Origin of the sequence: Paraburkholderia atlantica (assembly GCF_009362785.1) — a bacterium.
Classification (GTDB): Bacteria; Pseudomonadota; Gammaproteobacteria; order Burkholderiales; family Burkholderiaceae; genus Paraburkholderia; species Paraburkholderia atlantica.
In genome coordinates, this window is sequence record NZ_WHNQ01000010.1 from 27,900 (window position 1) to 51,182 (window position 23,283).

23 protein-coding genes are annotated in these 23,283 nt (G+C 65.9%); 8 read left to right on the forward strand and 15 right to left on the reverse strand.

Annotated elements, in window-relative coordinates; translation table 11 throughout:
- Window positions 1–54: 54 nt before the first annotated feature.
- The 5 genes from glmS to GCT19_RS16480 form a co-directional block, all read right to left on the reverse strand.
- The gene (gene glmS, locus GCT19_RS16460) at window positions 55–1,872 is read right to left on the reverse strand and encodes a glutamine--fructose-6-phosphate transaminase (isomerizing) (RefSeq protein WP_152852536.1); all 1,818 of its coding nucleotides are present in this window, start codon (window positions 1,870–1,872) and stop codon (window positions 55–57) included.
- Window positions 1,873–1,931: 59 nt separating this feature from the next.
- Complete coding sequence (gene glmU / locus GCT19_RS16465; protein ID WP_152852537.1) at window positions 1,932–3,293, reverse strand: bifunctional UDP-N-acetylglucosamine diphosphorylase/glucosamine-1-phosphate N-acetyltransferase GlmU; 1,362 nt, start codon at window positions 3,291–3,293, stop codon at window positions 1,932–1,934.
- Between the two features lie 141 nt (window positions 3,294–3,434).
- Window positions 3,435–4,436: a tRNA 2-thiocytidine(32) synthetase TtcA gene (gene ttcA, locus GCT19_RS16470; protein WP_152852538.1), complete on the reverse strand. Its 1,002-nt coding sequence runs from the start codon at window positions 4,434–4,436 to the stop codon at window positions 3,435–3,437.
- A 3-nt stretch (window positions 4,437–4,439) separates the two neighbouring features.
- Complete coding sequence (locus tag GCT19_RS16475; RefSeq protein ID WP_018432566.1) at window positions 4,440–4,835, reverse strand: dihydroneopterin aldolase; 396 nt, start codon at window positions 4,833–4,835, stop codon at window positions 4,440–4,442.
- Between the two features lie 89 nt (window positions 4,836–4,924).
- Window positions 4,925–5,752 carry an SDR family oxidoreductase gene (locus GCT19_RS16480; RefSeq protein ID WP_018432565.1) on the reverse strand — a complete coding sequence of 276 codons (828 nt, stop codon included), beginning with the start codon at window positions 5,750–5,752 and terminating at the stop codon, window positions 4,925–4,927.
- Window positions 5,753–5,765: 13 nt separating this feature from the next.
- On the opposite strand from GCT19_RS16480, the gene GCT19_RS16485 reads away from it, so the two are divergent.
- The gene (locus GCT19_RS16485) at window positions 5,766–6,968 is read left to right on the forward strand and encodes a class I SAM-dependent methyltransferase (RefSeq protein WP_018432564.1); all 1,203 of its coding nucleotides are present in this window, start codon (window positions 5,766–5,768) and stop codon (window positions 6,966–6,968) included.
- Between the two features lie 31 nt (window positions 6,969–6,999).
- Window positions 7,000–7,194, forward strand: a complete 195-nt coding sequence (locus tag GCT19_RS16490; protein WP_013090808.1) for a DUF2905 domain-containing protein — start codon at window positions 7,000–7,002, stop codon at window positions 7,192–7,194.
- A 15-nt stretch (window positions 7,195–7,209) separates the two neighbouring features.
- Here GCT19_RS16490 and GCT19_RS16495 read toward each other — a convergent pair whose 3' ends face one another.
- The 4 genes from GCT19_RS16495 to GCT19_RS16510 form a co-directional block, all read right to left on the reverse strand.
- Window positions 7,210–8,442, reverse strand: a complete 1,233-nt coding sequence (locus GCT19_RS16495; protein WP_152852539.1) for a multifunctional CCA addition/repair protein — start codon at window positions 8,440–8,442, stop codon at window positions 7,210–7,212.
- Window positions 8,439–9,092: a glutathione S-transferase family protein gene (locus GCT19_RS16500; protein ID WP_018432562.1), complete on the reverse strand. Its 654-nt coding sequence runs from the start codon at window positions 9,090–9,092 to the stop codon at window positions 8,439–8,441. The genes GCT19_RS16495 and GCT19_RS16500 overlap by 4 nt, the downstream gene beginning before the upstream one ends.
- A gap of 29 nt (window positions 9,093–9,121) precedes the next feature.
- The gene (locus tag GCT19_RS16505) at window positions 9,122–10,075 is read right to left on the reverse strand and encodes a complex I NDUFA9 subunit family protein (protein WP_018432561.1); all 954 of its coding nucleotides are present in this window, start codon (window positions 10,073–10,075) and stop codon (window positions 9,122–9,124) included.
- A gap of 82 nt (window positions 10,076–10,157) precedes the next feature.
- On the reverse strand, window positions 10,158–12,125 hold the full coding sequence (locus GCT19_RS16510; protein ID WP_152852540.1) for a lytic transglycosylase domain-containing protein: 1,968 nt from the start codon (window positions 12,123–12,125) through the stop codon (window positions 10,158–10,160).
- Between the two features lie 77 nt (window positions 12,126–12,202).
- On the opposite strand from GCT19_RS16510, the gene GCT19_RS16515 reads away from it, so the two are divergent.
- The gene (locus GCT19_RS16515; RefSeq protein ID WP_018432559.1) at window positions 12,203–12,745 is read left to right on the forward strand and encodes a 5-formyltetrahydrofolate cyclo-ligase; all 543 of its coding nucleotides are present in this window, start codon (window positions 12,203–12,205) and stop codon (window positions 12,743–12,745) included.
- Between the two features lie 50 nt (window positions 12,746–12,795).
- Here the strand turns inward: GCT19_RS16515 and GCT19_RS16520 are convergent, their stop codons facing one another.
- On the reverse strand, window positions 12,796–13,308 hold the full coding sequence (locus GCT19_RS16520) for a winged helix DNA-binding protein (protein WP_018432558.1): 513 nt from the start codon (window positions 13,306–13,308) through the stop codon (window positions 12,796–12,798).
- Between the two features lie 211 nt (window positions 13,309–13,519).
- On the opposite strand from GCT19_RS16520, the gene pxpB reads away from it, so the two are divergent.
- The 5 genes from pxpB (at window position 13,520) to GCT19_RS16545 (ending at window position 17,930) form a co-directional block, all read left to right on the forward strand.
- Window positions 13,520–14,173 (forward strand): 5-oxoprolinase subunit PxpB, encoded by a 654-nt coding sequence (gene pxpB, locus GCT19_RS16525; RefSeq protein WP_018432557.1) that lies wholly within the window; start codon window positions 13,520–13,522, stop codon window positions 14,171–14,173.
- Complete coding sequence (locus GCT19_RS16530; RefSeq protein ID WP_018432556.1) at window positions 14,170–15,222, forward strand: 5-oxoprolinase subunit C family protein; 1,053 nt, start codon at window positions 14,170–14,172, stop codon at window positions 15,220–15,222. The genes pxpB and GCT19_RS16530 overlap by 4 nt, the downstream gene beginning before the upstream one ends.
- A 20-nt stretch (window positions 15,223–15,242) precedes the next feature.
- Window positions 15,243–15,995, forward strand: coding sequence for a 5-oxoprolinase subunit PxpA (pxpA, locus tag GCT19_RS16535; RefSeq protein ID WP_152852541.1), 753 nt, complete (start codon window positions 15,243–15,245; stop codon window positions 15,993–15,995).
- Between the two features lie 208 nt (window positions 15,996–16,203).
- The gene (locus tag GCT19_RS16540; protein ID WP_018432554.1) at window positions 16,204–16,977 is read left to right on the forward strand and encodes a DUF969 domain-containing protein; all 774 of its coding nucleotides are present in this window, start codon (window positions 16,204–16,206) and stop codon (window positions 16,975–16,977) included.
- Entirely contained in the window at window positions 16,974–17,930 is a 957-nt protein-coding gene (locus GCT19_RS16545) for a DUF979 domain-containing protein (protein ID WP_018432553.1), read from the forward strand. The genes GCT19_RS16540 and GCT19_RS16545 overlap by 4 nt, the downstream gene beginning before the upstream one ends.
- Before the next feature lie 65 nt (window positions 17,931–17,995).
- On the opposite strand, the gene GCT19_RS16550 is transcribed toward GCT19_RS16545, so the two are convergent.
- The 5 genes from GCT19_RS16550 to GCT19_RS16570 are packed head-to-tail and all read right to left on the reverse strand — an operon-like array spanning window position 17,996 to window position 23,214.
- Window positions 17,996–19,264 (reverse strand): TraB/GumN family protein, encoded by a 1,269-nt coding sequence (locus GCT19_RS16550; protein ID WP_152852542.1) that lies wholly within the window; start codon window positions 19,262–19,264, stop codon window positions 17,996–17,998.
- Complete coding sequence (locus GCT19_RS16555) at window positions 19,257–20,276, reverse strand: peptide ABC transporter ATP-binding protein (RefSeq protein WP_152852543.1); 1,020 nt, start codon at window positions 20,274–20,276, stop codon at window positions 19,257–19,259. The genes GCT19_RS16550 and GCT19_RS16555 overlap by 8 nt, the downstream gene beginning before the upstream one ends.
- Window positions 20,273–21,277, reverse strand: a complete 1,005-nt coding sequence (locus GCT19_RS16560) for an ABC transporter ATP-binding protein (protein ID WP_152852544.1) — start codon at window positions 21,275–21,277, stop codon at window positions 20,273–20,275. The genes GCT19_RS16555 and GCT19_RS16560 overlap by 4 nt, the downstream gene beginning before the upstream one ends.
- Before the next feature lie 2 nt (window positions 21,278–21,279).
- Window positions 21,280–22,197, reverse strand: coding sequence for an ABC transporter permease subunit (locus GCT19_RS16565; RefSeq protein WP_013090823.1), 918 nt, complete (start codon window positions 22,195–22,197; stop codon window positions 21,280–21,282).
- Window positions 22,198–22,203: 6 nt separating this feature from the next.
- Complete coding sequence (locus GCT19_RS16570; protein ID WP_018432549.1) at window positions 22,204–23,214, reverse strand: ABC transporter permease subunit; 1,011 nt, start codon at window positions 23,212–23,214, stop codon at window positions 22,204–22,206.
- Window positions 23,215–23,283: the final 69 nt, after the last annotated feature.

Here is a 23,283-nt window from a genome sequence, read left to right on the forward strand (position 1 = left end):
TTGGCGCGATCCTGTGCGGCCTGGTTCGTTCGCGCCGTTACGTCTTCGGCTTCGTCACTCCACCGTCACCGACTTCGCCAGGTTGCGTGGCTTATCCACATCCGTGCCACGCGCACAAGCGGTGTGATACGCGAGCAACTGCAGCGGCACCACGTGCAGGATCGGCGACAGCAAGCCATAGTGCTCCGGCATCCGGATCACATGCAGTCCTTCGTCGTTGACGATCTTCGTATCCGCATCGGCGAACACATACAGCTCGCCGCCGCGCGCGCGCACTTCCTGGATGTTCGACTTTAGCTTTTCGAGCAGCGCGTCGTTCGGCGCGACCGTCACCACCGGCATCGCTTCGGTCACGAGCGCCAGTGGCCCGTGCTTCAGCTCGCCGGCCGGATACGCCTCGGCGTGGATATACGAAATCTCCTTGAGCTTCAGCGCGCCTTCGAGCGCGATCGGATAGTGCATGCCGCGTCCGAGGAACAACGCATGTTCCTTGCGCGAGAACTCCTCCGACCACGCGATGATCTGCGGCTCGAGCGCGAGCACGCTGTTGAGCGCAGCCGGCAGGTGGCGCAACTGCTTCAGATAACTCGCTTCCTGCTCGTCGTTCAGGCGGCCGCGCAGCTTCGCGAGCGTGGCCGCCAGCGTGAACAGCGCGACCAGCTGGGTCGTGAATGCCTTGGTCGATGCAACGCCGATCTCGCGGCCCGCATGCGTGAGGAACGACAACTCGGTTTGCCGCACCATCGCGCTCGTGCCGACGTTGCAGATCGCGAGCGTGTGCTTGTGGCCGAGTTCCTGCGCGTGCTTGAGCGCCGCGAGCGTGTCGGCGGTTTCGCCCGACTGCGAGATCACCACCACCAGCGACTTCGGATTCGGCACCGACTCGCGATAGCGATACTCGCTCGCGATCTCGACCTGAGTCGGAATCTTCGCGACCGATTCGAGCCAGTACTTGGCCGTGAGTCCCGAGTAGTAGCTGGTGCCGCACGCGAGAATCAGCAGACTATCGATGTCCGCGAACACCTGGCGTGCGCCTTCGCCAAAGATCGACGCATCGAACGCGTCGGCTTGCGGAATCGTGTCGGTGATCGCGCGCGGTTGTTCGAAGATTTCCTTCTGCATGAAGTGGCGATACGGGCCGAGTTCGACCGCGCCGCCATAGGCCGCGACCTGACGCACCTCGCGTTGCGCGATCTCGCCTTGGCGATCGGCGATGCGCACGCCATCGAGCGACAGTTCGCAGACGTCGCCTTCCTCGAGGAAGATGAAGCGCTCGGTGCTGCCCGCGAGCGCGAGCGCGTCCGAGGCCAGGAAGTTTTCACCGTCGCCGAGTCCGACTACGAGCGGCGAGCCCTGGCGGGCGCCGACCACCGTATGCGGCTGGTCCTTATGCAGCACCGCGATCGCATACGCGCCGTGCAGCTGCGCGATCGCCTCGCGCACCGCGGCGAACAGGTCGCCGCGATACAGGCTATGGATCAGGTGAGCAATAACCTCGGTGTCGGTTTGCGACACGAACTCATAACCCTTGCCACGAAGCATTTCGCGCAAGGTCTCGTAGTTCTCGATGATGCCGTTGTGTACCAACGCCAGCGCGTCGCGCGAGAAGATCGGGTGCGCGTTATCGGTGACCGGTGCGCCATGCGTGGCCCAGCGTGTATGCGCGATGCCCGTCACGCCTTCGAGGTGACCTTCGCGCACCTGAGCGTCGAGGTCGGCGACGCGCGCGACGCTGCGTGCGCGGCTCGGCCCACGAGCGCCAAGCACGGCGACGCCGCACGAATCGTAGCCGCGATATTCGAGGCGCCGCAGTCCTTCGATCAGGACGGGAACGATGTTACGTTGCGCAACCGCGCCGACAATGCCGCACATGGTGTATTCCTTTTCAGTGCCGGATTCAGTGAGCGCGCCTCGTGGACACGCCGTATCGATCAGCTTTTCTTTTTGACAGGGCGCACGTAGCCCGTCTTGCTCGTCTGGGTTTTATCGTTCAACACCAGCGCGTTGGCGGCGACGTCTTTCCACACCGTAGTGCCGGCCGCGATCGTCGCGCCGCGCTGCACGCGCACCGGTGCGACCAGTTGCGTGTCCGAGCCGACGAACACGTCGTCCTCGATCACGGTGCGGAATTTGTTGGCGCCGTCGTAGTTGCAGGTGATCGTGCCCGCGCCGATGTTCACGCGCGCGCCGACATCCGCATCGCCGATGTAGGTGAGGTGGTTGGCTTTCGAGCCATGACCGAGCACCGCGTTCTTGATCTCGACGAAGTTCCCTACATGAGACTCGTCTTGAAGCGCCGCGCCTGTGCGCAAGCGCGCATACGGACCGACAACGGCATTCGCGCCGACTTCCGCGCCTTCGATGTGCGTGAACGCATCGACGCGCGTACCCGCGCCGATACGCGCGTTGCGAATCACGCAATTCGGCCCGATGCTGACGTTGTCGGCGAGCGACACGCGGCCTTCGAACATGCAGTTGACGTCGATCGATACGTCGCGGCCGCATTCGAGCGTGCCGCGCACGTCGACGCGCGCGGGGTCGGCGAGCGTCACGCCCGCGACCAGCAGCGCGTCGGCGACATTGCGCTGATGAATCCGCTCGAGTTCGGCGAGCTGCTGCTTGCTGTTGACGCCGAGCGTTTCCCACTGGTCGTCGGGCTGCGTGGTGACGACTTCGAGGCCGGCTTCGATCGCCATCTCGACCGCATCGGTCAGATAGAACTCGCCTTGCGCGTTATCGTTCTTGAGCGCCGCGAGCCAGCCGGCGAGGCGCGCGGTGGGCGCGACGATGATGCCGGTGTTGATTTCAGCGATGTTCAGCTGCTCGGGATTCGCGTCCTTCTGCTCGACGATGCGCTGCACGTTGCCGTGCTGATCGCGCACGATGCGGCCGTAGCCGGTCGGGTCGTCGAGCGTGACGGTGAGCACGCCGTAGCCGTCCTGGCCGGCCCGCTCTGTCAGTGCACGCAGCGTTTGCGCGCGCGTGAGCGGCACGTCGCCATAGAGCACCAGCGTGGACGACGAAGGATCGAGCAGCGGCAGCGCCTGCTGCACCGCGTGGCCGGTGCCGAGCTGTTGCTCCTGCACCGCGAACTGGATATCGGGCGCGGCGACAGCTTCTCGCACAGCTTCGGCGCCGTGGCCGATCACGACGATCAGGCGCGCGGGCTTAAGCGCGCGGGCGGTGTCGATGACATGAGCGAGGAGCGGCCGGCCGGCCAGAGGATGGAGCACCTTGGGAAGCGCGGACCGCATGCGCTTGCCGGTACCTGCCGCCAAAATGACGATGTTCATGGCGTCGGCAAATAGACGAGTTTGGAGCGGACGATTCTATCATGCTGCACCTGCAAAAAAGGCCGCAGACGCGGCCTCCGCAGGGCGCGCAAGCCAGCGAAAAACCGCCGGAATGCCGCCAAAACAAGCAATTTTCACTCGTTACAGCTCGTCGAACTGGACCAGCGGAATGGTCTTCGCGCCGCTGAGCGGCGCGCCTTCGTCGCCGGTCGAGCACGGTTCTTCGTCGAACGCGATGTCGCCTTGCGGGTCGGCCTCGCCGGTCGCGCGCAGCCCCGCGAACGGAAACAGCTGGTGATCCATCAGATGCGACGGCACGACGTTCGACAACGCATTGAACATGTTCTCGATGCGGCCCGGGAAACGTTTCTCCCAGTCGCGCACCAGCGCCTTCATTTCCGCGCGCTTCAGGTTTGGTTGGCTACCGCACAGATTGCACGGAATGATCGGGAATTCGCGCAGCTCCGCGTACTTCTCCAGATCGGTTTCCTTCACGTAGGCGAGCGGCCGGATCACGATGTTTTTGCCGTCGTCCGATTGCAGTTTGGGCGGCATGCCCTTCAGCTTGCCGCCGTAGAACAGGTTCAAGAGCAGCGTCTGCAGGATGTCGTCGCGATGGTGGCCGAGCGCAATCTTGGTCGCGCCGAGCTCGCCGGCAACGCGGTACAGGATGCCGCGCCGCAGCCGCGAGCACAGCGAGCAGGTGGTCTTGCCCTCCGGCACGAGCCGCTTGACGATGCTGTAGGTGTCCTGGTTCTCGATGTGAAACGGGATGTCGAGCTGGGTCAGATACTCGGGCAGCACGTGTTCGGGGAAGCCCGGCTGCTTCTGGTCGAGGTTGACCGCGACGATGTCGAAATTGATCGGGGCGCGCTCGCGCAGCCGCATCAGGATGTCGAGCATCGCGTAGCTATCTTTGCCGCCCGACAGGCACACCATCACCTTGTCGCCGTCCTCGATCATGTTGTAGTCGCCGATCGCCTGGCCGACCTGGCGCGCGAGGCGCTTGAACAGCTTGTTGTTCTCGTACGCTTCCTTCTGTTCGCGGCGCGTGAGCGGCGATTTCGGGGCGCGCGCCGCGTTCGGCGCCGCGCTGGTCTCGGCGGCCTGGTTGCCTGCGTTCAGCATTTCCGGTGCATTCATCGCTCAGTCCTCCTTGATGCGGAAGACTTCGACACCGACCGCATCGCAGTCCGGATACACGTCCGGCTTCTCGGTCGACACGCGCGCGCCGCGCACCTGCGGATGTTCGAGCATCACGCGCACGAGGTCGTCGCACAGCGTTTCCTGCAGATGGATGTGGCCTTGCGACACGCGCCTGGCGATCGTCGAGCGCATGAAGTCGTAGTCGACGACTTCGGTGAGCTTGTCGTGCACCGGCGTGGACATCGCGAGCGGCACGAACAGTTCGACGTTGATCACGACGCGCTGCTCGCCGCGCTTTTCGAAGTCGTGCACGCCAATATTGATGTGCACTTCGTAATTGCGCAGAAACAGCCGGCGGCAATCGGCGAGCCGGGGGTGCGAAAGAGCGGCAAACATGTTCGTTCCAATCAAAAAAGCGTGCGGGCACGCAAAGGGACGCTGCGCTACACGCGACGGCGGCCTCGAAGGCCGGCCGCGCGCGTGTATCAGGCGCCCGTCAAAAACATTACGTCGCGCGGCAGCGGCACGAGATGCTGCCCGCCGTCGACCACCAGCGTCGTTCCGGTGACGCCGGCTGCATCCGCGAGATACAGCGCGGCGGCGACGATATCCTCGGGCCGCGACGCACGGCCCAGAGGCGTCATACGGTGAGCGGCCTCGAACCCGTGCTGGGTCTGGTCGCCCGATTGCATCGTCAGGCCGGGCGCGAGCCCGACCACCCGGACCTTCGGCGCGAGCGCCTGAGCGAGCGCGACCGTCGCGGTCTGCAGCGCCGCCTTCGACAGCGTGTACGACAGATAGTCCGGGTTCATGTTGTATAGCTTCTGGTCCAGCACATTGATCACCACGCTGCGCTGGCTTTCGTCGCGCAACGCGGCATCGGGCGTCGCTTCGTAAAGCATGCGCGCGAGCACCAGCGGCGCGCCGACGTTCATCGCGGTCAGCTTCAGCAGCAGGTCATAGCCGACGTCGCGCGCCGTGTCTTCCTCGAAGCGCGACGCGTTGTTGACGATGCACGACGGCCGTCCGAGCGCCGCGGCACAGTCCGGCAGCAGCCGCGCGACCTGCGCTTCGTCGCCGAGCTCGGCGTGCAGTGCGACTGCGCGGCGGCCCAGCTTGACGATCTGTGCGACCACTTCGTCGGCGTCCTCGCGGGAGGCGCCGTAGTGCACGGCCACGTCCCAGCCGCGTGCGGCGAAGCCGAGAGCGAGCGCGCGCCCGATGCGGCGCGCGGCGCCGGTAATCAGCACGACGCGGGGCGGTTCAGTCGGCGCTTCGGCGGCGCGGGCAGCGATGTCCGGAGAAACGGTCATTTACAATGCGGGGATGAATCCGAAAGCTCACCAACCCGATAGTTTACCTGCTCCCGGCCCGAGCGCGCTCGCGCAGTCCGACGCGCTCGTCGCCGAAATCCGCGCACAGCTCGACGCGGCCGGCGGCTGGCTGCCGTTCGACCGCTACATGGAGCGCGCGTTGTACGCGCCGGGGCTCGGCTACTACAGCGGCGGTGCGCGCAAATTCGGCCTGCGCGCCGACGACGGCAGCGACTTCGTCACCGCGCCGGAATTGTCGCCGCTATTCGCCGCGACGCTCGCGCGCCCGGTCGCCGAAGCGTTGGAGGCGAGCGGCACGCGCGACGTGATGGAGTTCGGCGCCGGCACCGGCAAGCTCGCCGCGGGACTGCTCAATGCGCTCGACACGCTCGGCGCCGAATTCGCCAGCTATTCGATCGTCGATCTATCGGGTGAACTGCGCGAGCGGCAGCGCGAAACGATCGCGGCGGCCGCGCCCGCGCTGCTCGCCAAAGTGCGCTGGCTCGACGCGCTGCCGGAGCGCTTCGAAGGCGTGGTGATCGGCAACGAGGTGCTCGATGCGATGCCGGTGCGGCTCTTCGCGCATAACGGCGCTGTCTGGCACGAGCGCGGCGTGGTGTGGCGCGACGGCGCATTCGGGTTCGACGACCGACCCGTCGCGGCCGCCGCGGATCAAGCGCTGCTGACCGAAATCGATACTGATCGCGAGAACGCCGGCGACGGCTATGTGACCGAAACGCACGAAGCCGCGCGCGCCTTCACGCGCACGATCTGCACGATGCTCGCGCGCGGCGCGATCTTGCTGATCGACTACGGCTTTCCGCGCCACGAGTACTACCACGATCAGCGCGCGCAGGGCACGCTGATGTGCCACTACCGGCATCGCGCGCACGGCGACCCGTTCCTGTACCCCGGTCTGCAGGACATCACAGCGCACGTCGAATTCACCGGCATCGCCGAGGCGGGCGTCGAGACCGGCGCAGATCTGCTCGGCTTCACGTCGCAAGCGCGCTTCCTGCTGAACGCGGGCGTCACCGAGGTGCTCGGCGAAATCGATCCCGCCGACACCAGGCGTTTTCTGCCAGCGGCCAACGCGGTACAGAAGCTGCTGTCCGAGGCGGAGATGGGCGAGCTCTTCAAGGTGATCGCGTTTTCGCGCGGACTCGACGATACGCTGCGCGCCTTTTCGAGCGGCGACCGCTCGCATACGCTGTGATTGTGAAGCCGCTCAGGTTCGAGGACTCGCGATGATTCGCTGGCTTTTGACTACCTTCGTCGCCGTCGCGGTGCTGTCGTCGTGCTGGCCCTGGCTGAGGAAGCTCGGCATCGGCCGGATGCCCGGCGACGTGACCTTGCGGCTGTTCGGCCGCGAGTATCCGTTTCCGTTCATGTCGACGCTGGTGCTGTCGATACTGTTGTCGCTGTTGGCGCGGGTGCTGTAGGCACCGCGCGCCGCTTCAGGCAAGCGCCGCTTCCACCGCGCGCACCCGCTCCTCATGCACGGCGTCCTTGATGCCCGCCGGCGCATCGGCGAGCCGCTTGGCCACCGCTCCCGCATCCACGCCTCGCGCGGCCACTAACGCCACCCTCAGCCGCTCGGCCTGCGGGTACTCGCTCATCTCGAGGCCGAGCCGCCCGCGCGCATCGGACTCGCAGGCTTGCAGCGCCTCGGCGAAGCGCGCCGGCTTCCTGATCGCGTCGCTGCGCTCGAGCAGGCGCACCAGCGCCGCCGCCCCCATCTCCATCACGCGATGAATATTGCCGTGCTCGCGCGCGACCAGCACCGCGAGATCGCGACACTCGTTCGGTACGCGCAGCCGCTCGCACAATGGCTTCAGCAGATCGACGCTGCGGCCCTCGTGGCCGATGTGCCGCGGCAGTTGCTCCTCGGGCGTGGTCGCCTTGCCGAGGTCGTGTGTCAGCGCGGCGAAGCGCACCGGCAGCGTGTAGCCCTGCTGCGCGGCATGGTCCAGCACCATCATCACGTGGACACCGGTATCGACCTCGGGATGATAGTCGGCGCGCTGCGGCACGCCGAACAGCGCGTCGATCTCCGGCAGAATCCGCGCGAGCGCGCCGCAGTCGCGCAGCACGTCGAACATCCGCGACGGCTTCTTCTCCATCAGCCCGCGCGATACTTCCTGCCACACACGTTCGGCCACCAGTGCATCGGCTTCGCCGTCGGCGACCATCTCGCGCATCAGCGCCAGCGTTTCCAGCGCGACCGTGAAGTCGACGAAGCGCGCCGCAAAACGCGCGATGCGCAGAATCCGCACAGGATCTTCCAGGAACGCATCGCTGACATGGCGAAACAGCCGCGCCTGCAAGTCAGCCTGGCCGTTGAATGGATCGATCACCGGGCCGGTCAGCTCACCGTCCGGGCGCACCTCGCGCGCCATCGCGTTGATCGTCAGATCGCGGCGCGCGAGGTCTTCTTCGAGCGTCACGTCGGGCGCATAGAAAAACTGGAAGCCGTGATAGCCGGCCGCCGTCTTGCGCTCGGTGCGCGCGAGCGCGTACTCCTCGTGCGTCTGTGGATGCAGGAATACCGGAAAGTCCTTGCCCACCGGCCGATAGCCCTGCGCGACCATCTGCTCGGGCGTCGCACCCACCACCACATAGTCGCGGTCCTGCACCGGTACGCCGAGCAGTTCGTCGCGGACCGCGCCACCTACTGCATAGATATTCATGGGCATTCGTCTTGATAGGCGATCGCGTGCGTTTCGCGGCGCGAGGCGTCGATCCATGCATTGACCGCGGGCAGCTCGGTAAGCCGCTCGACATAAGCGACTGAGGCCGCCGACAACGCCGGCTTCCACGTGTTGAAGCGCATCGCGACCGGCGCGTACATCGCGTCGGCAATGCCGAATTCGCCGAACAGGAACGGACCGCCGTAGGTGTCGAGGCAGTCGCGCCAGATCGTCTCGATCCGCGCGATGTCGGCGAGCGCGCCGGGCGTCGCGTTCTTGCCCGGGAACGACGCGCGGATGTTCATCCACATGTTCGAGCGCAAATCGCCGAAGCCCGAATGCATCTCGGCGCTGACGCTGCGCGCATGCGCGCGCGCCGCCGCGTCGCGCGGCCACAGCGCGTGTTGGGGAAAGCGCTCGGCAAGCGTTTCGGCGATCGCGAGCGAATCCCACACGGCCTGCCCGGCGTCGTCGATCAGGCACGGCACCTTGCCCGGTCCGCGCGGTGCCTGAGCGCGGATCTTCGCATTCGTGTCCGCTTCGTTTAGCAGGATCAGTTCCTCGTCGAACGGAATGCCGAAGTGCGTGAGCAGCAGCCACGGACGCATCGACCACGACGAATAGTTCTTGTCACCAATCAGCAGTTTCATGCTTGTTATCAGGGAGTGGGAAATAGGTTTCAGCGCCCCGCGCTGGCGCGGAACGTGTCGAGTCGCGAACCCGAGGCCGCCCCGGTCAGATACGTCGGCACGATCGCTTCGATGCTGACCGGTTCGAGTCCGAGCTCCGGCGCGAGCGGCCCGCTCAGAATATTGGCGACCTTCATCGAATCGAGATTGTCGCGCGAAATCACCGGTTCGCCCGGCGCCAATTCGAAGCTCAGCGCCTGCAGCCGCGCGAGCGGCTCGGGCAGACGGATGATGCGCGCATGCTTGCCGATCACGTCGCCGCAATACGACACCAGGTCTTCGAGCGTATAGACGGTGGGGCCGCCGAGTTCGTAGGTGCGGCCGCTCGCGCCATCCATATCGAGCACGTTGACGATCGCCTTCGCGACGTCGCCGACATAGACCGGCTGGAATTGCGCGTCCGGCATCGCGAGCGGGATGGCCGGAAACACGCGCTGCAAAAACGCGAACTTGTTCAGAAACGCGTCCTCGGGACCGAACACGACGGACGGCCGGAAAATCGTCCACGCGACGTTCGCCGCATGCACGGCTTTCTCGCCGTCGCCCTTCGAGCGCGCATACATGCTCGGGCCGCTCGGATTGGCGCCGAGCGCGCTCAGATGAATCAGCCGATGCACGCCCTTGCCTTCGCAGGCGGCGACGATGCGCGTCGGCAGCTCGACGTGCGCATGCGCGAACTCCCGTCCATAAGGCTTGCCGCGTTTGCCGTTCAGGATACCGACGAGGTTGATCACGCAATCCGCGCCTTCGACGAAGCGCGCGAGCTGCACTGGATCGAACACGTCGGTTTCGAGCACGTCGATTGGCAGCATGGTCAGATGGCGCGCGTTGTAGCGTCGCCGTGTGGCGACGCGCACGTCCTTGCCCATTTCGACGAGCGAGTTGACGAGGTAGCTGCCGATGAATCCGGAGCCGCCGATGACCGCGATAGCTTGATGTCGCATTTTTCGACTCCCTGATGGAAGCCGCGGCAACGGCTGGCGAAGCGCGCCGCAATCTCGAAACGAGATTGCGGCGGCAAGGCGCTTACGGTGCGATGTAACCCAGGCGCGCCTTCAGCGATTGCGGACGGCCTTCGAACAATGCCGCGTAGTAGACCGTGTTGGACAGCACATTCTTGACGTAGTCGCGAGTTTCCTGGAACGGAATCGCCTCGGCGAACACCGCGCCTTCGACCGGGCGCTGCAGCGACTGCCGCCAGTTGCGCGGACGGCCCGGACCTGCGTTGTAGCCAGCGGTGGCCAGCACGGCGGACCCGTCGAACTGATTGTAGATCATCGCCAGGTAGTTCGTGCCGAGCAGGATGTTGGTGTTGATGTCGTTCATCTGCTCGCGCGAGAGCGGGCCCAGACCGATTTTCTTCGCGACCAGTTGCGCGGTGGCGGGCATCAGCTGCATCAGTCCGCCCGCGCCGACGTCCGAGCGCGCGTTGATGATGAAGCGCGACTCCTGGCGAATCAGCCCGTACGCCCACTCGACGTCGAGCCCGCTCGACTGCGCGTCCTGCTCGACGACGTTGCGGAACGGCGATAGATAGCGCAGTGAAAAATCGTGCTCGCTCTTCGTGCGGTCCGCGGTGTTGACGGTGCGGTCGTACAGCTCGATGCGGCGCGCGTACTCGGCGGCCGCCAGCAGTTGCCGGTCGGTCATGCCGCGCAGCGGCCAGTTCCACTCGCGATTGCCTTCGAGCCGCAGATTCAGCGCATAGAAGCGCTGCGCCAGATCGAAGCCCGGCGTGGTGCCGGCCTGCTGCACTTCGGCGTCGGTGACCGTGGTTTTCGGCGGCACGGTGATCTTCTGGCCGAGTTCTTCGAGCGCAAGCTGGCCGTAGAAGTTGAAGTTCGACGCGATCGACTGGAATTCCTGGTTGGCCGTGGCCGTGTCGCCGGCCTGCTTCAGCGCGCGCCCGTGCCAATACACCCACGACGGCTGCTTGCGCAGCGACTCGGGCATCTGCTCGATCGACCAGCGCACCATGTTCCAGTCGCCGGCGAGCAATGCACTGCGCGTGCGCCATTCATACGCGGGATTCGACAGCGGCGCGTTCGCCGACAGCCGGAACCAGTCGACCGCGCCAGGCATCTGCTTGAGCGCGCCCTGATAGCCGATCGTGCCCCAGCCGATCGCGCGCTCCGGCGAATTCAGCGACGGCGCGACCGACGCGAACGTAGCCGCGGCCATGGCCGGATCGTTGCGCGCCATGCGCGTGATCGCGAGCAGCGCTAGCTGATGCGATTGCGCATCCGGTCCGACGCCGCGCGCGAGCAGTAGCGGCGGCGTATTGGCGGCCTGGCTGAACAGCACTGGGTCGGGCGGCTGGTCGCCGAGTGCGTCCACGAGCTTGCTGCCGGTGTTCGTGTAGTTCTGTTCGTACGCGAGACGGATCTGCGCCCAGATGTCGTCGGCGCTGAACTGGCGGTTCACGCCGAGCACCGTGATGAGATCGACGCAGCCGTCGCCGTACCACTTCGGATCGACGAGCAGCGCGCGCGCCGCGTCCGCGACGTTCTCACCGCGCGACGCGCGCGATTCGAGCGCGTAGCACTTGACCTGAGTGTCGTCGTCGAGTACGAACTTCGCGTACTGCTGGTCGAAGTTGCGCCAGTCATGGCGCGTGCCGAGCACGGTCAGATAGTCGTTGCGCATGCGATCGGCGATCGCCTGGCCGTCGTACTTCTGCAGGAACGCGAGCACCGGCGCGTCCGGCGCGTCGATGCGCGCATGGCCGGTCGAATCGAACAGCTGCGGCTTGATCTGGAAGTACTCCAGATACGAGGGCGCCGGATAATTCGGGATCATGCTCGCTAGCTGGGCTGCACGCGCTGCGTCGTTAGTGCGCGCGGCTTCGCGAAGCTGGACGAAAATCTGGTCGTCGTTCGTGAGTTGGGCGATCGGAAGAGGCTTGACGGCCGAGGCAGTGCTGCAGGCCACGAGTCCCGCTGCGGCCAGCGCGATACCGGCCGCGCGATATACTCGAAAAAGGCGTTTTGACATCGTTGTTTCTGGAGCGCGAATTGGACCCAAGCATAGCATGCAACCCTGTCCCCGCAACGAAAAAGGCGCTGCGCCGGATGTTGCTGGAAAGCCGTCTGCAAGCGGCTTCCGAGCCGTCGAAGAACGCCGCGCTCGGGCGTCGAATGCTCGATGCTTTGAAGCACTACGCGGTACGCAGCGCCGGATTCTACTGGCCGCTCGCCGGCGAGTTCGACGCGCGCGGCGCGATCGGGGTCTGGCTCGCCACCGACCCGCATCACGAAGCCAGTCTGCCAATCATTAAAGAACGTGGCATGGCACTCGAATTCCATGCGTGGACGCCCGCGACGCCGATGAAAATCGGTCATCACAAGATTGCCGAGCCCACCTCGGGGCGCGTCGTGCTGCCCGAGCTGCTGTTCGTGCCCTGCGTGGGTTTCGACTCGGACGGCTACCGCCTCGGCTATGGCGGCGGCTATTACGACCGCACGCTGGCCGGCTGGCCGGCAGCTCACAAGCCGATCACGGTAGGCATCGCGTACGAAGCGTGCCGCACCGACACGCTGGAACGCGAGGCCCACGACATTCCGCTCGATCTGATCGTGACCGAAGCGGGGTTTCATCCGGCGCTGCCGGACTGAACGCGCGATGCACGGCGTGTGATGCGCAGCGTTTGCGCGGTATTTCGTCGTTACAGCGAAGCGGCCGCGCGCGCCGCCGTGTCGTACAGACCCGACGCATTGCGCATCAACTGCGCGGCCTCGCCGATCTGCTGGTTGGTCAGGCCGCTTTCCTTGAGCGTCGAGATGAGGCAGTTTTCGCGCACCTCCCGATACTTCAGGCATAGCTCGCGGCCCGCCTCGGTTGCGGAAAAGAACACTTCCTTGCCGGTCTTTTCGCTTTTTACGTACCCTCTAGCTACGAGCTTCTTCAACGCGTAAGTCGCGACGTGCGTGTCCTCGATGTTCAGCACGAAGCAGATGTCCGCGAGCTTCTTGCGGCGCTCGCGATGGCTCACGTGGTGCAGCAGCGACACCTCGATTGCGGTCATGTCCTTGTCGCCGGCCGCCGACATGCAGCGCACCATCCAGCGGTTGAACGCATTGCCCGCCATGATCAGCGCGTACTCGAGCTCGGACAGTTCCGCGCTGCTCTCGGAGACGAGGTGTTCCGACGAAACGATCTTGGTGGGATGACGCGTCATACGAGGTTCCCGTGACGAAAATGGGCTGGAAAAGTGTCGCAAGTGTACGACGATGCCTCATCGCCGACGAGCCTGGCAAAAACGCTTATTGGTAAATCGTCGATATTTTATTGATAATGTATTCTCCAATCGTCGCCGACTCCATGCCGGACCTGCGCCCACGCGTCGCGCCGTCCGCCTCATTTTCAGACTCGATCCGGGCCGCCCACACATGAGCCAACCACGAATCTTTCCACTCGGCGATGCCGCGCTCGTCTGCGAAGCGCCCCCGCCCGCCACGCTGGAGTGCCAGCAGCGCGTATGGGCTGCCGCTGAAGCCGCGCGCGAGTGGCCGCAGGTGCTGGAAGTCGTGCCCGGCATGAACAATCTGACGCTCGTGTTCGACCCGCTCGCAACCGACGCCGATGCGCTCGGCGAGCAGTTGCTGACGGCGTGGAACGCAGCGGCCAAAGTCGCCGCGCCGGGACGCGACGTCGAAATACCGGTGCAGTACGGCGGCGCATTCGGCCCCGATCTGCAGGCGGTCGCCGAACATACGGGCTTGAGCGCGAGCGAGGTTGTCGAGCGTCATGCGGGCGGCGCTTACGTCGTGTTCTTTCTCGGCTTCCAGCCCGGCTTCGCCTATATGGGTGGGCTCGACGCCGCGCTGCACACGCCGCGCCGCGCGTCGCCACGGCTGGAGGTGCCGGCGGGCTCGGTCGGCATCGGCGGCGAGCAGACCGGCATCTATCCGGCGGTGTCGCCGGGCGGCTGGCAGCTGATCGGCCGCACCGAGGTGCCGCTGTTCGACCCGGCGCGCCGCCCGCCCACCCTGCTGCAGCCCGGCGACCGGGTGCGCTTCACGATCGCGGGGATGCACACATGATCGACGTGATCCGCGCGGGTCTCCAGACCACGATCCAGGACCTCGGCCGCCACGGCTACCGGCATCTCGGTGTCGCGATGAGTGGTGCGCTCGACCGGCTGTCGCTCGAAGTCGGCAACCGGCTGGTCGGCAATCGCCCCGACGCGGCCGGGCTCGAAATCACCTTCGGCCCGACCGTGCTGCGCTTTCTGCGCGCAACGCGCGTCGCGATCGCCGGTCCCGACTTCGGCTCGACGCTCGACGGCAAGCCGGTCTATTCATGGTGGAGCCTGCCCGTGCAGGCCGGCCAGGAGCTCGTGCTGAACGCGGCCAAGCGCGGCATGCGCGGTTATGTCTGCGTGGCGGGCGGCATCGACGTGCTGCCGATGCTCGGCTCGCGCAGCACCGACCTCGCCGGCCGCTTCGGTGGACTCGGCGGCCGCGCGCTCAATGACGGCGACCGTCTGCCGGTCGGCGCGCCGCCGCAGCGCGGCCACCTCGGCTTCGCGCCCGAGGCGCCCGCGTTCGGCGTGAAGGCGCCCACATGGTGCAAATTCGTGCTGGTCCCCGAGCCGCTGCGGCGCGGCCGGCATCCGTCGGGCGTGCCGTGGGCGATTCCGATCCGCGTGCTGCGCGGCCCCGAATACGACAGCTTCACCCCGGATGCGCAGCAGTCGTTCTGGTCCGACGAGTGGCTCGTCACGCCGAACAGCAACCGCATGGGCTACCGCCTCGCCGGCACGGAGCTCAAACGCACGCACAAGACCGATCTGCTGTCGCACGCGGTGCTGCCCGGCACGATCCAGGTGCCGCCGAACGGTCAGCCGATCGTGCTGATGAGCGACGCGCAGACCACCGGCGGCTATCCGAAGATCGGCGCGGTGATCCAAGCCGATCTGTGGAAGCTCGCGCAGGTGCGGCTGAACGCGGCGGTCCGTTTCATCCCGACGACGCCCTACGAGGCGCGCCAGGCTTTGCTGGAAGAACGCACGTATCTGCGGCAGATCGATGCCGCGATCGCGATGCATGAAGAGCGTTGCACGCGCCAGGCGGCGCTCGCGGCGCTGTAACGGTGAATAGAGGAATCCCCATGGAAATCGATCTGAACGCCGATCTCGGCGAAGGTTGCGGCTCCGATGAGGCGCTGCTCGACCTCGTGAGCTCGGCCAACATCGCGTGCGGCTGGCATGCGGGCGGTCCCAACGCGATGCGTGACTGCGTGCGCTGGGCTGTGCAGAAAGGCGTGTCGATCGGCGCGCATCCGAGCTTCAACGATCCCGAGAATTTCGGCCGCAAGGAAATGGATCTGCCGGCGGGCGAGATCTATGCGGGCGTGCTGTATCAACTCGGCGCGCTGTCGGCGATCGCGCAGGCCGAGGGCGGGCGCATCGCGCACGTGAAGCCGCACGGCGCGCTGTACAACCAGGCCGCGCGCGACGCGAAAATCGCCGACGCGATCGTCTCCGCGGTGCACGACTTCGATCCGTCGGTGGCGGTGTTCGCGCTCGCCAACAGCGGGCTCGTCAGCGCCGCGCGCAACGCGGGCCTGACCGCGATCGAGGAGGTGTTCGCCGATCGCGGCTATCGCGCCGACGGCTCGCTGGTGCCGCGCAAGGAGCCTGGCGCGCTGCTCGACGACGAGGACGAAGTGCTCGCGCGCACGCTCACGATGATCCGCGAGCAACGCGTGAAGGCCGTCGACGGACAGTGGGTGCCGCTGAAGGCGCAAACCATCTGCCTGCACGGCGACGGACCGCACGCGCTCGCGTTCGCGCGACGCATTCGGGCCGCGCTCGCCGACGCCGGCATCGAAGTGCACCCGGCGGGCGCCGCGCGCGTCTGAGCGTTCGCATCACCGCCGTGCACACCGCGCGCGCGGTGATGCCCGCTGCAAACCCGCCGATGCCGATGCACACGCATCCGCGGGGCAGGTAAAGAGAGTTCGACGCGGCCGCAGAGCCGCGGCAGCACGCCGGCGCATGGGGCCGCATGCACCGGTTCACGTCAGCCGCCACCCGCGGCGAAGTTGAATCACCTCTTTGGAGACCCTGATGCAGACAACCGTCAGTCTATGGCCGCTCATCGGAGTGGCCGTCATCATCGTTGGCTTTCTGTTGCGCTTCAATCCGATGCTGATCGTGGCCGTGGCCGCAATCATCACCGGTTTCGCCGCGCATTTCCCGCCGGAAAAAATTCTCGCGCTGATCGGCACCGGCTTCATCAAGACGCGCAACATCCCGCTGATCATCCTGCTGCCGCTCGCGGTGATCGGCCTGCTCGAACGGCACGGCCTGCGCGAACGCGCGCAGGCGTGGATCAGCGGCATCAAGGCGGCGACCGCCGGGCGGCTATTGATCGTCTATCTGGCCGTGCGCGAGCTGACCGCCGCGGTCGGCCTGACCGGGCTCGGCGGCCATCCGCAGATGGTGCGTCCGCTGATCGCGCCGATGGCCGAGGGCGCGACCGAGAACCGCTTCGGCAAGATCAGCGACGCGGTGCGCTTCCGGCTGCGCGCGTTCTCTGCCGCAACTGACAACGTCGGCCTGTTTTTCGGTGAGGACATCTTCGTCGCGTTCGGCGCGATCGTGCTGATGACGACCTTCCTGAAGGAAGCGGGCATCGTCGTCGAGCCGATTCACGTGGCGGTGTGGGGCATTCCGACCGCGATCAGCGCGTTCATCGTGCATGGCTTCCGGCTCTGGCTGCTCGACCGGTGGCTCGAGCGTGAATTGCGCGGCAAGGTGTCGGGCGGTACTTCGAGCGCAAAAGCGACTGCCACATCGAAACCGTCGTCGGCCCCGCGTGCTACCGGAGACGAAGCATGACCTTCACGATCACCTATCTGTTCTGGTTGCTCGGCATCGTGCTGCTGATCGTCGGCGGCATGATCGTTACGGACCGCCAGCATCCGCGCCGCTTCACGGCGGGCGGCTTCTGGATTCTTTACGCGCTGATCTTCCTGGTCGGCGACCGGCTGCCGCCGGCCGTGGTCGGAGTCGCGGTGATCGCAATGGCGCTGATCGCGGGCTTCGGCGGCGTCACGGCGGGCAAGCCGAAGACGCTGTCGCTCGAAACACGCCAGGCGAGCGCCGCGCGTCTGCGCAACAAGCTGTTCGTCCCCGCGCTGACGATTCCGGTCGTCACCGTGATCATCACGTTGGCCGCAAGCCACCTGGTGTTCGGTGGCGTGCCGTTGATCGAGAAGGCCAACGTCACGCTGATCGGCTTTGGTCTTGGATGTGTGATCGCGCTCGCGATCGCCTGCGTGATCACGCGCGACACGGTCGGTCAGTCGATGAAGGAGGCGCGCCGCCTCGTCGATGCGCTGTCGTGGGCCGCGGTGCTGCCGCAGATGCTCGGCATGCTCGGCCTCGTGTTCTCGGACGCGGGCGTCGGCAAGGCGGTCGCGCACCTGACCACGTCGTATATCAGCCTCGACTACCGCTTCGTTGCGGTGGCCGTGTACTGCATCGGCATGGCGCTGTTCACGATGGTGATGGGCAACGGCTTCGCGGCGTTTCCGGTGATGACGGGCGGCGTCGGCGTGCCGATCCTCGTCGGCGTATTCCACGGCAACCCGGCCGTGATGGCCGCGATCGGCATGTTCTCCGGCTACTGCGGCACGCTGATGACGCCAATGGCCGCTAACTTCAACATGGTGCCGGTCGCGCTGCTCGAATTACCCGACAAGAATGCGGTGATCAAGGCGCAGATTCCGACGGCGTTGACGCTGCTGGTGATCAATATTTTTCTGCTCAATTTCTTGATGTTTCTCTAGTGCTGCTGACAAGCGCGTCGTTCAGACAAGCGGCGCGTGAAAAGACGCGAACGGTCTTGCGTCGCTCACCCCGCCTCCACCACGAAGCCGTGCTGCCGCAACAGCTGCAGCACGCCCTTCGGCCCACCCAGATGCAGCGCGCCGATCGCGACGAACAGCGGCTTGTTCGGCGCGGCGAGCTGCAGCATCTTCGCGACGAAGCGGCGATTGCGCTCGTAGACGATCCGGTTGTCAATCGAATCGGAGATGCGGAGATCGCGCGCGAGCTTCTCAGATTTGGCGGCCTGCCACGCGGCGATCGCATCGGCATCGCCGACCTGCCACAGACGATGCAGCGTGCGCACGTCCTGAACGTTCTGCGCCGGCGTCTGCACCAGATCCTGGGCGAGCATCTCTCGCTGCTGCGCGGCCGACAGTCCGGTGAACGAACGCATCTGCTGCGCGAGCGTTTCGAGTCCGACGATCTTGCCGCGCGTCTTCAGATACACGTTCTGCAATTGCGCTTCGGTGCCGTACTCCGTCTGCAGACCCGCTGACAGCGAGTCGTAGGTCTCGACCACCAGCGACGCAAGCCACGGCCGCATCTTCTTGATCGCATCGAGCGCGGCCGGGTTGCCGCGCAGCCGCAGCGCGAGCTTGTGCCATAACGGTTCGGGCAGCAGGCCCGGCAGGCAGTCGTGCTTGCACACGCCGTACCTGGAGACGTCGTCCTGCGACACCAGCAGTTCGTCCGGCGACAGTTCGAGCGCGAGCGTTGGCGACGCGGCGAGCGCCGCGAGGATCGGCGCGCGGAACGGCTGTCCCGCCGGATAGTCGGCCGGATCGCCGACGTGCAGCGTGCCGAGCACATAGATGGTGATATTGCCGCGTGTCGCGACATAGAACGGCATGCGCGCCGGTTGCTGACGCACCGGTCCGCTCGCGGTGGTGCCGGGCACCGGGGGCGGCGCAATCGACGGCGGTGGCGTGGCTGGCACAGTGACCGCCGGCCGGGCCGCCTGGGCCGCCTGGGCACTTTGGACTGGCGTATTGGCCGCCGCGCCGGCCGCGTCAGCGATGCCGGGCACGGCCACGCCGACCGACAGCGCGCAGCCTAGCCGCAAAAAAGCGGACAGCGACGCGGGGAAAAATACGGAAAACAAGGCGCGCGCGAGCGCATCGACAAACGCACAGAAAAACGCGGGAAAAAACTCGCTGACGAAGCTTCCAGCAAATGCGCCGCAGGGCGCGGCGCCTCCCGGCGCCCGCGCCCCGCGGCGCCGCGCGAAGGCGGCTATCCCGCCGCCCTCACACAAGCGGCGCGCAAGACGACGCGCCGCCACCCCATCAGGCATCCATGTCCCCCACCTCTTCGGCGCGGTGACACGAGACGAGGCGCCCGTCCACTTCACGCAGCTTCGGCACCTCGCTGCGGCAACGATCGATCACGTACGGGCAGCGCTGATGGAACGTGCAGCCCGACGGCGGATTCAGCGGCGACGGCATTTCGCCTTGCAGCTTGATCTTGATCGTGCGGTCCGCCTCGAAGATCGACGGGGTCGCCGACATCAGCGCGCGCGTGTACGGATGGCGCGGCTTCGAGAAGATGCGCTTCTTGTCGCCCAGCTCGGCGACGCCGCCGAAGTACATGACCATCACGTCGTCGGCGATATGCTCGACCACCGACAGGTTGTGCGAGATGAACACGTAGCTGGTCTTGAACTCGTCCTGCAGGTCCATGAACAGGTTCAGGATCTGCGCCTGGATCGACACGTCGAGCGCGGACACCGGTTCGTCGGCGACGACGATCTGCGGATCGAGGATCATCGCGCGCGCGATTGCGACCCGCTGACGCTGGCCGCCGGAGAACATGTGCGGATAGCGCTTCGCGTGCTCGGGCCGCAGGCCGACCGTGCGCATCATCTGCGCGATGCGCTCGGCGCGCTCGGTCGCGCTCATCTGCGTGTTGATCGCGAGCGGTTCGCCGAGCGTTTGCTCGACGGTCTTGCGCGGATTGAGCGATGCAAACGGGTTCTGGAACACCATCTGCACGCGCCGCCTGAGCGCCGCGATCTTCTCGTGATTCGCGCCGGCCACGTCCTCGCCATCGATCAGCAGGCGGCCCGCGCTCGGCGTTTCGATCATCGTCAGCTGACGCGCGAGCGTCGACTTGCCGCAGCCGGATTCGCCGACTACCGCCAGCGTCTTGCCGCGTTCGAGCGCGAACGACACACCGTTCAGCGCCTTCACCGTGCCGTGCGCGAACATGCCGCGCTTGACGGTGTAGTAGCGCGCGAGCTGGTCGGCGACGAGCACCTGGTCGCCAGTACGATCCGACTGGCGACGGGGTTCGAGTGCTGCGCTCATCGGGCGCCTCCTTGCGTGTGAACGTTGGCGTCCTTCTCGAGGTTCAGCGGCTTGATGCAGCGCACGCGCGTGAACTCCGCGTGAGCGGGCAGTGGAGCGAGCGCGGGGCGCGCCTTCATGCAGTCGTCGACCACGTACTTGCAGCGCGGCGCGAACAGGCAGCCCTTGGGCCGGTCGTCGCGGCCCGGCACCATGCCCGGCAGCGCCGCGAGCCGCACCGCGCCGACGTTGTGCTCGGGAATCGCGGCCAGCAGCGCTTCTGTGTACGGATGATGAGGCGCGGCGAAGATGTCGGGCACCTTGTTCGTCTCGATCACCTCGCCCGCGTACATCACGGCGACGCGCTGCGCGACCTCGGACACCACGGCCAGGTCGTGCGAAATCAGCACGAGCGCCATGCCGCGTTCCTTCTGCAGGCGCATCAGCAGTTCCATGATCTGCGCCTGGATCGTCACGTCGAGCGCGGTGGTCGGCTCGTCGGCGATCAGCAGCTTCGGGTTGCAGGCGATCGCCATCGCGATCATCACGCGCTGGTTCATGCCGCCCGACATCTGATGCGGAAACGCGCCGACGCGGTTCTTCGCATCGGGAATGCCGACCTGATCCAGCAGTTCGAGCGCGCGTTTGTCGAGCGCGCTGCCGCGCAAGCCTTCGTGCAGTTTCAGCACTTCCTTGATCTGATAGCCGACCGTGTAGCTCGGGTTCAGGCTCGTCAGCGCGTCCTGGAACACCATCGCGATGTCCTTGCCGATGATCTTGCGGCGTTCCTTCGCGGAGGCGTTCAGCAGGTTCTTGCCGTCGAACGTGATTTCGTCGGCGGTGACCTTGCCGGGCGCGTCGATCAGGCCCATCAGCGCCATCATCGTCACGCTCTTGCCCGAGCCCGATTCGCCGACCACGCCGAGCACTTCGCCCGGCGCGACGTCCAGATTGATGCGGTCGACCGCGGGCAAGCCGCTGAAGTTGACCGCGAGATTGCGGATGGTCAGTAGATTGCTCATGGTCAGGCCATCCGTTTCAGTTTGGGGTCGAGCGCGTCGCGCAGCCCGTCGCCGAGCAGGTTGATCGCCAGCACCGAGATCAGGATGGACAGACCGGGCATCGTGACGATCCACCATGCGCTGTCGATGTAATCGCGCGCCGACGCGAGCATCGCGCCCCACTCCGCCGACGGCGGCTGCACGCCGAGGCCGAGGAAGCCGAGCGCGGCGGCATCGAGAATCGCCGACGAAAAGCCGAGAGTGGCCTGCACGATCAGCGGCGCGGTGCAGTTCGGCAGCACCTGCGAGAACATCAGCCGCAACGTGCTCGCACCCGCGACGCGCGAAGCGGTCACATACTCCTTCTGCAACTCGCCCTGCGCGGACGCGCGCGTCAGACGCACATAGCCCGGCAGCGCGACGATCGCGATCGCGAGCATCGTGTTGACGAGACCCGGACCGATGATCGCGACCACCGCGACCGCGAGCAGCAGCGACGGCAGCGCGAGCAGCACGTCCATGATGCGCATGATCGGCGTGTCGGCCCATTTCTCGAAGAACGCGGCGATGAGGCCGAGCACGACGCCCGGAATCAGCGCCAGCACGACCGACACGAAGCCGATCCAGAACGACAGCCGCGCGCCGTACATCAGACGCGAGAGGATGTCGCGGCCCGCTTCGTCGGTGCCGAGAATGAACTTCCAGTTGCCGCCGTCGAGCCACGCGGGCGGAATCTTCACGGAGTCGCGATACTGCTCGATCGGGCTGTGCGGCGCGATCAGCGGTGCGAAGATCGCGATGAAGATCAGCACCAGCACGATGATGCCCGCGCCGACCGCGCCGCGGTTGCGCGAGAAGTTCGCCCAGAATTCGCGTGCCGCGATGGCGCGGCCGCTCGGTGGGGTGACCGCTTGGGGGACGGTGTTTTGGATATCAGCCATTGTCATTTACCTCGTATGGCGGATGCGGGGATTCAACACGCCGTACAACAGATCGACGACGAGGTTCACGACGATCACCAGCGTCGCGATGAGCAGGATACCGCCCTGCACGACCGGATAATCGCGCCGGCCGATCGCGTCGATCAGCCATTTGCCGATGCCCGGCCACGAGAATAGCGTTTCGGTCAGCACGGCGCCCGCAAGCAGTGTGCCGACCTGCAGGCCGATCACGGTGACGACCGGAATCAGCGCATTGCGCAGCGCATGCACGACGATCACGCGTCCCGGCGACAAGCCCTTCGCTCGCGCGGTGCGGATGTAGTCCTCGCGCAGCACTTCGAGCATCGACGAGCGCGTCATGCGCGCGACGACCGCGAGCGGAATCGTGCCGAGCACGATCGCGGGCAGGATCAGGTGACTGAGCGCGGACTTGAACGCACCTTCGTCGGTGGACATCAGCGAGTCGATCAGCATGAAGCCGGTCAAGTGCGGAATGTCGTATTCGACCGCGATGCGGCCCGACACCGGCGTCAAGCCGAGCTTGACCGAGAACACCATGATGAGGATCAAGCCCCACCAGAAGATCGGCATCGAGTAGCCGGTCAGCGCGGTGCCCATCACGCCGTGATCGACCACCGTGCCGCGCCTCAGCGCCGCGAACACGCCCGCCGGCAGACCGACGATCAGCGCGAACAGCATCGCGCAGATCGACAGTTCGACGGTGGCGGGAAAGCGCGCGAGGAATTCGCCCATCACGCTGGTGTTGGTGATGATCGAGGTACCGAGGTTGCCGTGCAAGGCTCGGACGATGTAGTGGAAGTACTGGATCGGCAAGGGCTCGTCGAGCCCGAGGCGGTGCATCGCGGCCGCATGCATGGCGGGATCGACGCCGCGCTCGCCCATCATCACTTCGATGGGGTCGCCCGGGATCAGGTGAATCAGCGCGAACGCGAGGATCGTGATGCCGATGAACGTCGGTATCACCATGCCGATGCGGCGCAAAACGAAGCGGAACATAGTTCGCTCCTATAGTACTGGTGATGAAAAAACGCAACCGGCGACGAGGGCTCGTGACCCCGGTCGCCG